At 69.9% G+C, this 14,323-nt stretch carries 13 protein-coding genes; 10 read left to right on the top strand and 3 right to left on the bottom strand.

What is annotated here, in order from left to right; all coding sequences use genetic code 11:
• Positions 1 to 13 precede the first annotated feature (13 nt).
• The 4 genes from ACN6O8_RS06480 to ACN6O8_RS06465 all read left to right on the top strand — a co-directional run bounded on the left by ACN6O8_RS06480 (position 14) and on the right by ACN6O8_RS06465 (position 7,021).
• Positions 14 to 1,411: a hypothetical protein gene (locus tag ACN6O8_RS06480; RefSeq protein WP_427990250.1), complete on the top strand. Its 1,398-nt coding sequence runs from the start codon at positions 14 to 16 to the stop codon at positions 1,409 to 1,411.
• Positions 1,412 to 1,530: 119 nt separating this feature from the next.
• The gene (gene tssM / locus ACN6O8_RS06475; protein ID WP_427990676.1) at positions 1,531 to 5,244 is read left to right on the top strand and encodes a type VI secretion system membrane subunit TssM; all 3,714 of its coding nucleotides are present in this window, start codon (positions 1,531 to 1,533) and stop codon (positions 5,242 to 5,244) included.
• Positions 5,241 to 6,224 carry a type VI secretion system-associated protein TagF gene (gene tagF / locus ACN6O8_RS06470; RefSeq protein ID WP_427990249.1) on the top strand — a complete coding sequence of 328 codons (984 nt, stop codon included), beginning with the start codon at positions 5,241 to 5,243 and terminating at the stop codon, positions 6,222 to 6,224. The genes tssM and tagF overlap by 4 nt, the downstream gene beginning before the upstream one ends.
• A 2-nt stretch (positions 6,225 to 6,226) precedes the next feature.
• On the top strand, positions 6,227 to 7,021 hold the full coding sequence (locus tag ACN6O8_RS06465) for an OmpA family protein (RefSeq protein ID WP_427990248.1): 795 nt from the start codon (positions 6,227 to 6,229) through the stop codon (positions 7,019 to 7,021).
• A gap of 92 nt (positions 7,022 to 7,113) precedes the next feature.
• Here ACN6O8_RS06465 and tssA read toward each other — a convergent pair whose 3' ends face one another.
• The gene (gene tssA / locus ACN6O8_RS06460; protein ID WP_427990247.1) at positions 7,114 to 8,229 is read right to left on the bottom strand and encodes a type VI secretion system protein TssA; all 1,116 of its coding nucleotides are present in this window, start codon (positions 8,227 to 8,229) and stop codon (positions 7,114 to 7,116) included.
• Between the two features lie 175 nt (positions 8,230 to 8,404).
• Here tssA and ACN6O8_RS06455 point away from each other — a divergent pair, with 175 nt between their 5' ends.
• From ACN6O8_RS06455 to ACN6O8_RS06430, 6 genes are all read left to right on the top strand, one after another.
• A complete protein-coding gene (locus tag ACN6O8_RS06455; RefSeq protein ID WP_427990246.1) occupies positions 8,405 to 8,656 on the top strand; it encodes a hypothetical protein in 252 nt (83 codons plus the stop codon).
• Between the two features lie 36 nt (positions 8,657 to 8,692).
• Positions 8,693 to 8,974, top strand: a complete 282-nt coding sequence (locus ACN6O8_RS06450) for a PAAR domain-containing protein (protein ID WP_427990245.1) — start codon at positions 8,693 to 8,695, stop codon at positions 8,972 to 8,974.
• Positions 8,975 to 9,158: 184 nt separating this feature from the next.
• Positions 9,159 to 9,404 carry a ParD-like family protein gene (locus ACN6O8_RS06445; protein ID WP_427990244.1) on the top strand — a complete coding sequence of 82 codons (246 nt, stop codon included), beginning with the start codon at positions 9,159 to 9,161 and terminating at the stop codon, positions 9,402 to 9,404.
• The gene (map, locus tag ACN6O8_RS06440; protein ID WP_427990243.1) at positions 9,405 to 10,196 is read left to right on the top strand and encodes a type I methionyl aminopeptidase; all 792 of its coding nucleotides are present in this window, start codon (positions 9,405 to 9,407) and stop codon (positions 10,194 to 10,196) included.
• 102 nt (positions 10,197 to 10,298) lie between these two features.
• Positions 10,299 to 11,519 carry an MFS transporter gene (locus tag ACN6O8_RS06435; RefSeq protein WP_427990242.1) on the top strand — a complete coding sequence of 407 codons (1,221 nt, stop codon included), beginning with the start codon at positions 10,299 to 10,301 and terminating at the stop codon, positions 11,517 to 11,519.
• Positions 11,520 to 11,694: 175 nt separating this feature from the next.
• On the top strand, positions 11,695 to 12,336 hold the full coding sequence (locus ACN6O8_RS06430) for a glutathione S-transferase family protein (protein ID WP_427990241.1): 642 nt from the start codon (positions 11,695 to 11,697) through the stop codon (positions 12,334 to 12,336).
• Between the two features lie 6 nt (positions 12,337 to 12,342).
• On the opposite strand, the gene sodC is transcribed toward ACN6O8_RS06430, so the two are convergent.
• Together sodC and ACN6O8_RS06420 are read right to left on the bottom strand one after the other, a co-directional pair.
• On the bottom strand, positions 12,343 to 12,870 hold the full coding sequence (sodC, locus tag ACN6O8_RS06425; RefSeq protein WP_427990240.1) for a superoxide dismutase [Cu-Zn] SodC: 528 nt from the start codon (positions 12,868 to 12,870) through the stop codon (positions 12,343 to 12,345).
• Between the two features lie 184 nt (positions 12,871 to 13,054).
• Complete coding sequence (locus ACN6O8_RS06420) at positions 13,055 to 14,299, bottom strand: DUF445 domain-containing protein (RefSeq protein WP_427990675.1); 1,245 nt, start codon at positions 14,297 to 14,299, stop codon at positions 13,055 to 13,057.
• Positions 14,300 to 14,323 lie beyond the last annotated feature (24 nt).

The following is a 14,323-nucleotide window of genomic DNA, read 5'->3' as shown; positions in this document are numbered from 1 at the left end:
GCTACGAATCCTCATGACCCGTTTTCTCAAAACCGGCCTGCTGCTGGCCCTGGTCTTCGCGGTGGTCTGGCTGGCCGTCATCATCTGGTGGCAGGAATCGCGCACCCTGCCCACCGGGCTGGACATCGGCCTGTATCTGTTCGCGCTGCCGCTGGCGCTGATCACGGCCGGCTGGGCCGGCCTGCGCCTGGCGCGGGCGCGCCGCGACGCGCGGGCCGCGGCCGCCGCCGCGCCCGCCGCCGCTGCCCCGGCCGAAACGCCCGCCGCCCCGGCCGCGACCCGGCTGGTGGCGCTGGCCGCCACCGCGCGCGCCGCCCCCGGCAGCGACCTTGCCGACATCCACGCCGCGCTGGCCGCACAACAACGCCCCGCGCTGGACGACACGCTCAGGAACGCGCGCGGCTTTCCCGTGTTCAGCGCCCGCGCCGCCCACCTGGACAGCGGCGCGCTGCGCGAAGCCGCGACAATCGACGACACGCCCCCGGCCGCGCGGGCCGAAGACTGCCTGCGCGCCACCGCGCTGTTGTGCGAGGTGGCCGAGAGCCTGTCGCGCCAAGCCCGCGCCCACGTGCTGGAACACGGCACGCCCGAACGCGACGACGACTGGCCCCTGCTGCAACTGGAGCTGCTGCTGCCGGCGCACTGGCCCGCCGCCGCGCGCGACCATGCACAGGCGCAGGCCCGTGCCGCCACGGCGTGGCCCGCGACGCGCTTGAGCCTGCGATCGCACGAGGCCGGCGACACCCTCGCCAGCGACAGCCTGCTGCGCCAACTGGCGCGCGAACCGGTGAACGCCGAGCGCGCCGCGCTGTGCCTGGTGGCGGTGGCGGATTCCTACATCGATGCGCTCGTGGTGCAAGACTGGGACGCCGACGGCAGCCTGATCAGCACCACCACCCCGCAGGGCCGCGTGCCCGGTGAAGCCGCCGCCGGGCTGCTGCTCGACCTGGCGCGCAACGCGCCGCCGGTCGCCGGCGACACGCCCCCCTTGCCGCCGCCCGAGGGCGCTTTCGTGCTGACCTTGTCGGCCACGGCGCACCGCGCCACCCGCGCCGACGCGCGCGGCGCGGCCAACGAGCCGACGCTGGCCGAACTGGCGACGCACTTCCTGGCCCAGCAGGAGCGGCGCGCGGACGAGATCCGCGCGCTGGTCAGCGACGCCGATCATCGCGGCAGCCGGCCGCTGGAGGCGGCGGGGCTGGCCAGCACGCTGTTTCCCGCGCTGGATCCGAATCAGGAATGCCTGGCGGTTGGCACCGCTTGCGGCTACACCGGCGCGGCCGCGCATCTGCTGACCCTGGCCGTCGCGGGCCAAGCCAGCGCGCAGGCCGAGGCGCCGGTGCTGGCCGTGATGACGCAGGACCCGGCGCTGCGCAGCGTTGCACTGGTGTCCCAACCCCTTTCCGCTTGAACCCTATAAAAACAGCCAAAATCATGCGTAGCCTTTCAGGTTTCTTCTCCGGTATTTCCAGCGCCCTGAGCGAAGGCCGGCATTGGACATCACGCGCGCTGGGCAGTCCGCGCCTGTTCATGGCGATCGGCCTGATCGCCCTGGTCGTGTTCCTGTTCCTGTTCGCCGAGACTGTCGAGATCGGCCTGGTCTGGGCGGGCATCGCGCTGGGGGTGTTCCTGCTCCTGTGGCTGTGCGCCTACCTGTGGCGCCGGCGCCGCGCGCGGCGCGCCAACCAGAACCTGGGCGACATGCTGGAGCAGCAGGTGCAGACCGGCGCGGCGGCCGCCAACCGCGGTGACGTGGACGCGCTGCGCACGCGGTTGGTGCAGGCGGTGCGCACCATCAAGACCTCCAAGATCGGCCAGGTATCGGGCAACGAGGCCCTGTACGAATTGCCGTGGTACATCGTGATCGGCAACCCGGCCGCCGGCAAGAGCAGCGCGGTCATCAACTCGGGCCTGCAATTTCCCTTCGCCGACAAGAACGGCGCGGCGGTGCGTGGCGTGGGCGGCACCCGCAACTGCGACTGGTTCTTCACCACCGAAGGCATCCTGCTGGACACGGCCGGCCGCTATTCGGTGCACGAGGAAGACCGCAATGAATGGATGGGCTTTCTCGACCTGCTCAAGCGCCATCGCCCCAAGGCGCCGATCAACGGCATCATCGTCGCCGCCAGCATCGACGAGCTGACCGGCGCCGGGCCGGAGTTCGCCATCAACCTGGCCAAGAACCTGCGCCAGCGCGTGCAGGAACTGACCGACCGGCTGGAGGTGTTCGCGCCGGTCTACATCATCTTCACCAAGGCCGACCTGATCTCGGGCTTCAGCGAGTTCTTCTCCGACAGCGACCAGCGCGAGCGCGACCGCGTCTGGGGCGCCACCCTGCCGTACGGCGCGGAAGAGAACCGCGACGTGCTGGCCCTGTTCGACGAACGCTTCGACGAGCTGTACGAAGGCCTCAAGGAAATGGGCACGGCGCAGATTTCGCTGCGCAACAACCGTGAATTGCCGCCGGGGCTGCTGACCTTCCCGCTTGAGTTCGCCGGCATCAAGCCGGCGCTGCGCACTTTCCTGTCGACGCTGTTCGAGACCAACCCGTTCCAGTACAAGCCCGTGTTCCGCGGCTTCTACTTCACCAGCGCCTTGCAGGAAGGCGTGTCGCAAAGCACCTCGACCGAGCGGCTGGCCGAGCGCTTCGACCTGCGCCCGGCCGCGCGCGGCCAGGCCCGCAACCTGTCCTCGCACAACGGCTTCTTCCTGCGCGACCTGTTCTCCAGCGTGATCTTCGCCGACAAGAAACTGGTGCGCCAGCACGCCAGTCCGGCCAAGACCCGCATGCGCTACCTGACCTTCTTCGGCCTGGTGCTGGCGCTGGGCCTGGTGCTGGGCGGCTGGAGCTGGTCGTACCTGGGCAACCGCCAGCTGGCGCAGAACGTGCAGGCCGACCTGGACAAGGTGGTGCGCCTGCAAAGCGAACGCACCGATCTGCAAAGCCGGCTGGAAGCCATGGAAATCCTGCAGGACCGCATCGAGCAGCTCGACCGCTATTCGTCCAGCCGTCCATGGTCGCTGGGCCTGGGCCTGTATCAGGGCGACGTGCTCAAGGAACGCCTGCTGGCCGAGTACTACAACGGCGCGCGCCAGTTCATGCTGAGCCCGGTCAAGGCCAGCCTGGAGGATTTCCTGGCCAAGGTCGACATGACCGGCGCCGCGGCGGCGGCCGGCGGCGCGCCGCAGCCGGCGCCGCAGGCGGTGCGCGCCGCGCACGCGCCGGGCGGCGACACGCTGTTCCAGGACGCCTCGCCAACCAACGCCGACGACGCCTACAACGCGCTCAAGACGTACCTGATGATGGCCAATCGCCAGCACGTCGACCCCACCCACCTGTCCGACCAGATCACGCGCTTCTGGCGCGGCTGGCTGGAAACCAACCGCGGCGCCATGCCGCGCGACCAGTTGATCCGCAGCGCCGAGCGCCTGATCTCGTTCTACGTCAGCCGCGCGCCCGACGCCGGCTGGCCGCAGATCGACACCAACCTGGCGCTGGTGGAGAAGACCCGCGCCAGCCTGCGCGCCGTGATGCAGGGCATGCCGGCGCGCGAACGCGCCTACGCCACGCTCAAGGCGCGCGCCGCCACGCGCTTCCAGACCATGACGGTGGCGCGCATCGTCGGCGAGAACGACGCCGGCGTGGTGGCCGGCAGCTACGCCATCCCCGGCACCTTCACCCGCGAGGCCTGGGAGCAGTACATCCAGCCCGCCATCAACGAGGCCGCCAAGAAGGAAGTGCAGACCAGCGACTGGGTGCTGGGCGTGAACGCGCGCGACGACCTGACGCTGGACGGCAGCCCCGAGCAGATCCAGAAGAGCCTGGCGACGATGTACAAGACGGAGTACGCCCAGGAATGGCAGAAATTCCTGCGCGGCGTGACCATCAAGCCCTTCACCAGCTTCGAGCAGTCGGTGGGCGCGATGAACCGCCTGGGCGATCCGCAGACCTCGCCCATCGCCAAGCTCATCAACACCGCCTACGAACAGACCTCGTGGGACAACCCCTCGCTGGTCAACGCCGGCCTGCAACAGGCGCAGAGCGGCGTGGTCGGCTGGTTCAAGCGCGTGATCCTGCGGCAGACGCCGCCGGCGCCCGCCGCCACCACCGCCGCCAACGGCGAAGCCATTCCGATGGGCCCGGTGGGCCGCGAGTTCTCGGACGTGGCGCGCCTGGTGGTGACGCACGAGAACCAGTCGCTGCTGGGCAACTACATGGGCGCGCTGTCCAAGATCCGCACGCGCTTTAACCTGCTCAACAACCAGGGCGACCCCGGCCCCGGCTCGCTGGTGCTGCTGCGCCAGACGCTGGAAGGCAAGGATTCGGAGCTAGCCGACGCGCTCAAGCTGGTCGACGAGCAGATGCTGGCCGGCCTGTCGGCGACCCAGCGCGAGACGCTGCGGCCGCTGCTGGTGCGGCCGCTGATCCAGGCGTACGCCGTGGCCATGCAGCCGGCCGAGCGCGAGCTGAACAAGGTCTGGAACGCGCAGGTCTACCAGCCGTTCAACCAGACCCTGGCCGAGAAGTACCCGTTCGCCTCGCGCGCCAGCGTCGAGGCCAGCAGCGAAGAGATCGGCCAGGTGTTCGGCCCGCAGGGCAGCATCGCCAAGTACGTCAATGACACCCTCGGCCCGCTGACCGTGCGCCGTGGCGACATCCTGACGGCGCGCACCTGGGGCGACATGGGCATCAGCCTGCAGCCGACCTTCACCGCCAATTTCGCGCAGTGGGTGGCGCCGCTGTCGGGCGGCGCGGCAGGCGCCGGCGCGGCCAGCCAGCCACAGACGCTGTTCCAGATCCAGCCCAAGCCGGCCTCCGGCGTGACCGAATACACCATCGAGATCGACGGCCAGCAACTGCGCTACCGCAACACGCCGCCGCAATGGGTCAACTTCGTCTGGCCCAATGCCCAGGGCGCGCCCGGCGCGCGCATCACCGCCACCACCTTCGACGGCAGCGTGGTCGAGATCGTCAACGAGCCGGGCCGCTTCGGCCTGGAGCGCCTGATCGCCACCGCCCAGCGCACCTCCAACGCCGACGGCAGCTTCAACATGAGCTGGGGCAAGTCGAACGTGACGGTGCCGGTCAAGCTGCGCATCATCAGCAACGCCCAGGCGCCCGGCGCCGGCGGCAGCGAGCCCGGCGGCAGCCAGGGCCTGCGCAACCTGCGCCTGCCCTCCTCCGTGGTGGGCGCCACGTCCGAATCCTCCTCCGCCCAGACGCGACCCGGAGCGCCGCAATGAGCAACTTGCAGTCCCCCCTGTTCCGCACGGCCTATTTCGGCAAGATCCCGGCCCGCGGCGACTTCGTCAAGAACACCTCGCATCCGCAGCTGATGAGCACGCTGGACGGCTGGGTCGCCAACACCATGGAACTGCTGGCCCAGGACCCGCACTGGAAGACGCTGTATGACGAGGCCGAGCCGATGCCGTTCGCCATCCTGGGCTCGCGCGGCAAGCTGGCCATCGCCGGCCACCTGCAACCCAGCCGCGACCAGTCGGGCCGGCGCTTCCCGTTCCTGTCGGCGACCTCGGTCGAAGTGCAGCGGCCGCTGGCCTTCATCGCGCGCAGTCCGATGGCCTTCAGCCGCATGTGGAACCGCATGAGCGGCGCCGCCGCGCTGCTGATGACCGATGCCGATCCCGGCCCGGCGCTGCAATCCCTGAACGAACTGGAAGGCGAGATCCGCACCGAGGCCGACGACGGCTTCGATGCCTTCGTCGACCTGCAGACCGTGGAGCGGCTGCAGGCCATGTTGCGCGGCAACGGCCACGCGGCCAACGTGCACGACATCATCCTGGCGCTGGGCATCCTGCTCGAACCGGTTATGTCCAGCGGCTCGTCGCAGCTCGATCGCGGCCTGGCGCTGCCATTGCCGGACGATCCGCTCTACCTCAACCTGGTGGCTTCGTACTGGATGACGCTGATCGCGCCATTCCTGGCGCGGGCGGATTTCGAGATCGCGGTGTTCATCGGCCGCATCGGCGGCAAGCACCGACTGGTGGCGGGGTTTCGCGGCGCCTCGCCGCAAACGCTGGCCAGCCTGCTATCGACGCCGCAGGCCTTCGCCGAACACTACATCGTGCTGGAAGACGCGCCCTGGGTGCGCAACCACGTATCGGCCAGCCACGGCCTGGCCAAGCTCTCCAGCTACCTGGATCAACCCAGGCTGTCATTGCGCATGGCGCTCGACACCTATCTTGAAGTTTTCACCGGAGCCTGACCATGCGCGTCTCTCTCCTGATCATGGCGGCGCTGTTCTCGTGCGCCGCGGCGGCGCAGGACGCCGCCACCGTCGTTCCCGCCAACGTCATCCCGCAGCCCGGCCAGGTGGTGGCCAGCGGCGCCGTGCCCGACGAGGCCACCAAGGCCGACGTGCTGGCGCGGCTGCAACAGGTCTATGGCGTGGGTAATGTCATCGACCAGATCGAGGTCGGCGGCGTAGTCGCGCCGCCCAACTGGTCAGAGCACGTCGGCAAGCTGATCGGCGCGCCGCTCAAGCAGATCAACCGCGGCCAGTTGGAAGTGGACGGCACCCAGATCCGCCTGCTCGGCGAAGTGCAGAACGAGGCCTCGCGCCAGCAGATCGCCAGCACTTTCGCCACCTCGCTCAACCCGACCTACAAGATCGTCAACGGCCTGCGGGTGGCGGCCGGCAAGGACGAACAGGGCCTGCTCGACAAGGTGCTGACCAACCGCGTGGTGGAGTTCGAGACCGGCAGCGCCACGCTGACGGCGCGCGGGCGCGAGCTGCTGGACCAGGTGGCCGACGTGATTCCCAAATTGCACAGCGACAAGGTGCAGATCATCGGCCACACCGACAGTTCCGGCAGCCGCAGCACCAACCTGGCCCTGAGCCAGGCGCGCGCCGACGCAGTCAGGGCCTATCTGGTGGACAAGGGCCTGCCGCCGGGCCGTTTCGAGACGCTGGGCGCGGGGCCGGACCAGCCGGTGGCCACCAACGCCACCGCCGAGGGCCGCGCCAAGAACCGCCGCATCGAATTCCGCGCCAGCCGCTGAGCGGCCCGGCGCGGCCCTCGCGCCCGCCGGGCGGGGCCGGCCGCCGCGCCCCTGGCCTGGCGGCCCGCGAACGACGGGGATGCGACCGGGACTCAGCCGCCGTTGTTGTCGGGCGCCTTGGGCACGCCCAGCAACTCTTCCAGCCCGGACAGGGCATCGCCATTCTTGAGCACCGTGCGCAGCCACAGGTGCAACGACATTTCACCCCAACTGGCCGCCTTGTCGGCCAGGTAGGCCACCGGGCTGTGCGGTTCGGTGCGGCGGAAGAACTCGGCCACTTCGCGCAGTTGCGCCAAGGCTTGGTCGCGCGTCTGCAACGGGCCGCGCGTGGCCACGGGCGCCGTGGGCGCAAGGTCGGCAGCGGTCAAGGTGGGCTCCATGCGGGTCGGGGGCGCGCCGGCGGCCGGCGCGCTCTGCGCGGCCGGCGGCGGCGCCAGGTCGGCGCGCACCAGCAGACCGGCCTCGCGGGCGAAACGATGCGCCAACTCGGTCACGTCCTTCAGGGCGCCGCGCAGCGGCGAGAACGCCGGGCCTTCATCGCCCAGGCGTTCGGTCAGGGTCAGTTCCAGCACGTCGACCGCGCCGAAGCAGCCCTGCAACTGGCTTTCGAGTTCGGAGTAGAACGCCGGCGGTGTATCGCGGCGCGCCGCGTCGAACTGTTCCAGCGTGACTTTGCCACGGGTCAGGTCGGCGGCATTCTGCGGCGCGCGCTTGATGGCGTTGGCCAGTTGCGCGGCGCTGTCCCACAGCACCGCGCCGAAACGCCCGCCCTCGGATTGGGTCAACGGCAGCTCGCGCACCAACTGCTGCGAACGCGACAACAGCCACGCCAGATTGCCCACGCGCTGCTGCACGTCGCCCTCGTCGGGCACCGGATGCAGGCCATCCCAATAGCGCCGGCAGAGCCCGTCCACCAGCAGCAAGCCGTCGCGCAGGCCGGCAAAGCCGCGAGTCTTGGCCCAGGCCTCGGCCAGCCACGCGGCCACGCGCACGTCCTTGCTGCGCGTGGTCAGCACTTCGGTGCAGATGCGGATCACCTGCGGCCAGTCGGCTTCCTTGATGTCGATGATCCAGTCGCCTTGATCCAGGTGCGGATCGTCCTGGCGGCGGGCTTCGCGGATGGCGTCGAATTCGGCCGAAAAAACCATGTCGGCGCCACAGGGCGCCTCGCCCGGAATGGGCTGCAGCAATGCGTCGATGTCGCTCATAGTGTCTTGGGTCGTTGCGAAGGGCGGACCCGGCGCGAACGCCGCGGGGCCCGGCGGCAAAGCAGCGATGATCCCATATCGGTAACGGCGGAACGTTGGAACATGACACGCCCTATTACAAAACGCATCAGCGACCATCGCTATCATGCAAGCTCTCCAAACCCAGGGAGTCGCGATGAACAAATCACTCCACCAACTGCCCGATGGCCGCTTCATCAACGGCAGGCCGCGGCGCTGTCCGGACGGCACCTACGTCGGCGACGGCGGGCCCATCACGCGCGCGCCGGACGGCACCTACGTGGCCGGCACGCCGCAACGCGCGCCCGACGGCCGCTATCTCGGCGGCGGCGGGCCGGTGCGCATGGCGCCGGACGGCAGCTTCGTGGTCGGACCGCCGCGCATGGCGCCGGACGGCACCTATCTGTAAGCAGACTTAACCATTGTTTGGGAGCAACGGGCGGCCATGGCGCAGCGATCCGTAATACGCAAGGGTGACCGCACATCGCATGGCGGCGTGGTGGTGACCGGGGATGAATCCGTACAGATCTTCGGCCAGCCCATGGCGCGCGTCGGCGACCGCGTCACCTGCCCCAAGTGCCCGGGCCAGCACACCATCGTCGAGGGCGTGCAAAGCGTCAGCTCCGACCGCCGCACCGCGCTCGAAGGCATGAAGACTTCCTGCGGCGCCACACTCATCGCCAGCCAGCAGTTCTACCAGCTCGAACATGGCGGCGGCTCGGGGTGAACGACGCGCTCCAGCCGCGGCCCGAGCAGGTCGCCCAGAGCGGGGGCGTTGCCCCAAAGCCCCGCCATCCACGGCGCCTGAACCGCATCGCGCCCGCCGCGCAACGCCGCATGGCGATTTGCGCCCGGCGGCCGAGCTGCGATAACATACGTTCCATATACAAACCATATACGGAACACTCACAATGGGTATCGTCAAGATTTCCGAGCAAATGCACGAGAACCTGCGCGTGGCCAGCAGCGCGCTCAGCCGCTCGATCAACTCGCAGGCCGAACACTGGATGCGCATCGGCATGCTGTCCGAGCTCTACCCCGAGCTGCGCCACGCCGACATCTGCCAGTTGTTGATCCGCGTCGAACAGGCCGAGGGCTTCAGCATCGCCGCCCTGTCCCAGGGGCAGGCATCCGCCGGCCAGCAGGAGGCCGCGTAAATGGCGCGCAAGGTGTCCATCAAATCCGCCGCCGACATCGAAATGGCACGCCGCGCCGGCGCCCTGGCGGCCGAAGTGCTGCACATGATCGCCGAGCACGTGCGCCCCGGCGTCACCACCGACGAACTCGACCGCATCTGCCACGACTACATCGTCAACGTGCAAAAGGCGACCCCGGCCAATGTCGGCTACCACGGCTTTCCCAAGACCATCTGCGCCTCGGCCAACCACGTGATCTGCCACGGCATCCCGTCGGCCAAGGTGCTCAAGAACGGCGACATCCTCAACATCGATGTGGCCGTCATCAAGGACGGCTGGTTCGGCGACACCAGCCGCATGTACTTCGTCGGCCAGCCCAGCCCGTTGGCGCGGCGCCTGGTCAACACCACCTACGAAGCCATGCGCGCCGGCATCATGGCGGTCAGGCCCGGCGCCACGCTGGGCGACATCGGCCACGCCATCCAGACCGTCGCGCACCGCGAGCACTTCAGCATCGTGCGCGAATACTGCGGCCACGGCATCGGCCAGATCTACCACGACGAGCCGCAGGTGCTGCATTACGGCCGCCCCGGCGAGGGCCTGGTGCTGCAGCCCGGCATGATGTTCACGATCGAGCCCATGATCAACGCCGGCAAGCCGCAGACCAAGCAGCTGCCCGACGGCTGGACCGTGGTCACCAAGGACCGCTCGCTGTCGGCCCAGTGGGAACACATGGTGGTCGTCACCGACACCGGCTACGAGGTTCTGACCGCCTGGCCGGACGGTTTTGGCGACTATCCGCCGATTCCCTGAAACAGCGGCGGCCGGCCGCGGCAACTAACGGAGTGCGGCGCGCGCGGGGCCCGGCCATGATCGGGCCCTCGCCGTTTTCGCGGCTTTGCCGCCCGTCACGCCATGCCCACCCTGCCCCCGGCGTTCCGCCGGCTCGCCCGTTCCAACCTGGCCGCCCAATTCTCCGAACAGATCGCCCTGGCGGCGGCGCCGCTGGTGGCGGTGCTGGCGTTGGACGCGACGGCTGCCCAGACCGGCTACCTGCAGACCGCGCAGACCCTGCCGTTCCTGCTGCTGTCGCTGCCCGCCGGCGTGCTGGCCGACCGCCTGCCGCGCCGTACCCTGATGAGCACCGCCGAATGCCTGCGCGCCGCCAGCCTCTTGGCGCTGCTGGCCTTGCTGGCGCTGGACGGCCTGAACCTGGGCTGGCTGGCGGCGCTGGGGTTCCTGGGCGCGGTCGGCACGGTGGCCTACAACGTGGCCGCGCCGGCGCTGCTGCCGGCCCTGGTGGCCGCGCCCGTCCTGGGGCAGGCCAATCGCTGGCTGGAACTGGCGCGCAGCGCCGCCTTCGCGGCCGGCCCAGCGCTGGGCGGGGCGCTGGTCGGCGGCATCGGCGCGGCCGCCGCCTACGGCCTGGCGACGCTGCTGTCGCTAGTGGCGGCGGGCCAACTGGCCGGCCTGCCGCCCGAGGCGCCGCGCGCCACCACGCGGCGCCATCCATGGCATGAACTGCGCGAGGGCGCGGCCTTCGTGGCGAAGCACCCGTTACTGCGGCCGGTGCTGGTGACGGCGGTGTTTTTCAACCTCGGCTGGTTCGTGCTGCAGGCGGTCTATGTGGTGTACGCGGTTGCGCGGCTGGGGCTGGACGCGGCCGGCGTCGGCATGACGCTGGGCGTCTATGGCGCCGGCATGCTGGCCGGCGCGCTGGCCGCGCCCTGGCTGGCGACGCGGCTGCCGTTCGGCGCGCTGATCGCGGCCGGGCCGCTGTGCGCGCTGGCGGCCAGTCTGATCATGCTGTCGACCCTGGCGCTGCCGTCGGGCCTGGCGGCCGGGCTGGGCTTCTTCCTGTTCGGCGCCGGCCCGATCCTGTGGACCATCGCCACCACCACACTGCGCCAGGCCATCACGCCCAACGCGCTGCTGGGCCGGGTGTCGGCCGTGATCGTCACCGCCACCTTCGGCGCGCGGCCGCTGGGCGCGTTGCTCGGCGCCGCGCTGGCCGCGCGGTGCGGGCTGGAGGCCTGCCTGTGGGTGTCGAGCGCGGGCTTTGCCGCGCAGTTCCTGATCCTGGCGGCTTCGCCCGTGCCGCGATTGCGGCGCCAGCCGGAAGGGGTGGCGGGCTGAAGTGATGAGGCGGCGGCGTGCAGCGCACCGCCCGCGCGACTACGCTCTGTTGTGGCCGCGCAAGCGCCGATCTGTATCTGGCGCCAGCCAGCGGCGCCCCCTAGACTGGACAGCGCCGTCGACGGGCGCGGGCGACCCGGCGCGGCATCCCCACAAAGCCCATGCCCCTGCCGCCATGCTGAACATTCTGGGAAAAGCCACTTCCATCAACGTGCGCAAAGTGCTCTGGACCTGCGTCGAACTCGATCTGCCATTCACGCGCGAGGACTGGGGAGCGGGCTTGCGCCCGACCCGCGAGCCGGCGTTCCTGGCGCTCAATCCGAACGCCATGGTGCCGGTGCTGCGCGACGGCGACTTCGTGCTGTGGGAATCGAACAGCATCATCCGCTATCTGGCCAACCAGTACGGCGGCCAGCGCAACCCCGCCTTGTACCCGGCCGCTGCCCGCCCGCGCGCCCGCGTCGATCAGTGGCTGGACTGGCAGGCGGCCGACCTGAACCGTTCGTGGAACTATGCCTTCATGGCGCTGGCGCGACAGTCGCCCGCGCACCAGGACGCGGCCGCCATCACGGCCTCCTGCCGCGACTGGGCGCATTTCATGGACATCCTGGAGCGGCGCCTGCAAACCACCGGCGCCTATGTGGCCGGCGCGGCCTTCACGCTGGCCGACATTGCCATCGGCCTGTCGGTGAACCGCTGGTTCCAGACGCCGCTGGACGACGCCCTGCGGCCCGACCTGCCGGCCGTGGCCGCCTATTACGACCGGCTGGCCGCGCGGCCGGGCTACCGCGAGCACGGCCGCAACGGCACGGCATGACGCGTCTTACTTGATCACGCCGCAGATCATGCGCCCGCCCCCGCCGCCCAGCGGCTTGGGGGTATCGCTGTAGTTATCGGCGCCCACGTGGATCATCAGCGCGCGCTGCTTGACGTCGGCCAGCTTCAGGCGCGGCGCCACCACCGCGGTCTTGGCGGCGCCGTCAGCGGCCACCGTGATGAACGGCAGGTCGCCCAGGTGGCCATCGGTGGCCAGCGGACCCTTGTGGGCCTTGGTGTTGTGCGGATCCAGGTGGCCGCCAGCGGCGCCGCCCGGCATCACCTTGCCATCGACCGTGGTCGACTCGCAGGAGCCTTTTTCATGCACGTGGAAGCCGTGTTCGCCCGGCGGCAGGCCCGTCAGCTGGGGCGTGAATTTCAGGCCTTCCTGGGTCTGTTCCAGCGTCACGGTACCGGCGCTCTTGCCCACGGAGCCGTCGTCGTTCAGGAACGACATCGTGACGCTCTCGGCCTGGACGGCGGCCGAGACGCCGGCCAGCGCCAGCGTTGCAACAAGGATCGAGAATTTCTTCATGGACTTGCCTCCTGGGGGGATGCGCGTGATACGGGCCGCCCGGTCGGGCGGCGGTCGTCCCGGAACCTGCGGGCAGGCCCGGGGACTGCCAACGACAATAGCACCGCGCCATGGCGCTTCGCCAGCAATCTTCATTCCTGATACATCGGATACGTCCTCGAATCCACCCTTCCCGCCGGCGCTGCTACCCGGCCGCCAGCAGCACCGCCGCATGCAGCAGCACGCCAATCAGGCCACCGACCAGTGTGCCGTTGAAGCGGATGTATTGCAGGTCGCGCCCCACGCTCAGCTCCAGTTCGTCGACCAGGTGGCGCTCGTCCCACAGCTTGACGGTGCGCGAGATATGCTCGGTGACGCCGATGCGCAGCCGCCCGGTCAGGCGCCGCGCCGCGCCCAGCACATGGCTGTTGATGGCCTCGCGCAGGCCGGGGTCTTCGCCCAGCTTGCGCGCCAGCGCCAGCAAGGCGCTTTCCAGGTGTGCGGCCAAGGCCGAGCCTTCGTCGCTCAGATCGCGCCGCAGCGCCGCATGGATGTCGTCCCACAACCCCTGCACGTATTCCTGCACCTTGGGGTGATCGATGGCGCGCTGCTTCAGGGCCTCGACCTGCGCGGCCAGCGCCGGGTCGGCGCGCAGGCGCGCGATGTAGTCCAGCACCCAGGCCTCGTAGTCGCGCCGCACCGGATGGTCAGGCTGCGACAGCACATCGCGCAGTTCCTGCACCAGCGCCCGCGCCAGCCGGTCGGCCAGGTTGTCGGCGATGCCCTCGACCGAGGCGATGACGTCCACCGCCTTGATGATGCGCGGCCATTCCTTGCGCGCGAATTTCACCAGCAGCGCCGAGGCGCGATCCTTGACATCCTCGTCGCCGAGGTAGCCGCCCAGCCGTTCCATGGCCGCGTCCAGCAGTTCCTGGTGGCGGCCGTCGCGGGTCAGCAGGCCCAGCACCTCGCCGGCGGTGCCGGCCGCGTCCCAGCGCCGCAGGTTCTGCACCACGAACTCCTGAATCACGCCGCGCACCGCGTGGTCGTCCAGCAGATCCAGCGTCTGCAACGCCACCCGCCGCGCGCCGTCGCTGAGCGCGCGCGCCTGCCTGGGCCGCGCCAGCCAGCGCGACAGACGCGCGGCCGGATCGAAGCCGCGCAGCTTTTCCATCAACGTGTCGGGATCGAGGAAGTGGTCGCGCACGAACACCGCCAGGTTGTCGCCGATGCGGTCCTTGTTGCTGGGAATGATGGCGGTGTGCGGGATCGGCAGGCCCATCGGCCGGCGAAACAGCGCCACCACCGCGAACCAATCGGCCAGCGCGCCCACGGTGGCCGCTTCGCAGAAGGCGCGCAGCCAGGCCCAGGCGCCCTGCCCGCCCATCGCATGGCTGGTGATGAAACCGCTGATCATCGCCACCAGCAAAGCCAGCGCGGCGATCTTCATGCGCCGCAGTTGCGTGCGGCGCGC

The sequence above is a fragment of the Achromobacter sp. genome, assembly GCF_050285565.1.
Classification (GTDB): domain Bacteria; phylum Pseudomonadota; class Gammaproteobacteria; order Burkholderiales; family Burkholderiaceae_B; genus Achromobacter.
The sequence above is the reverse complement of the archived record's forward strand: the minus strand, read 5'-3'. Positions and strand labels throughout refer to the sequence as shown.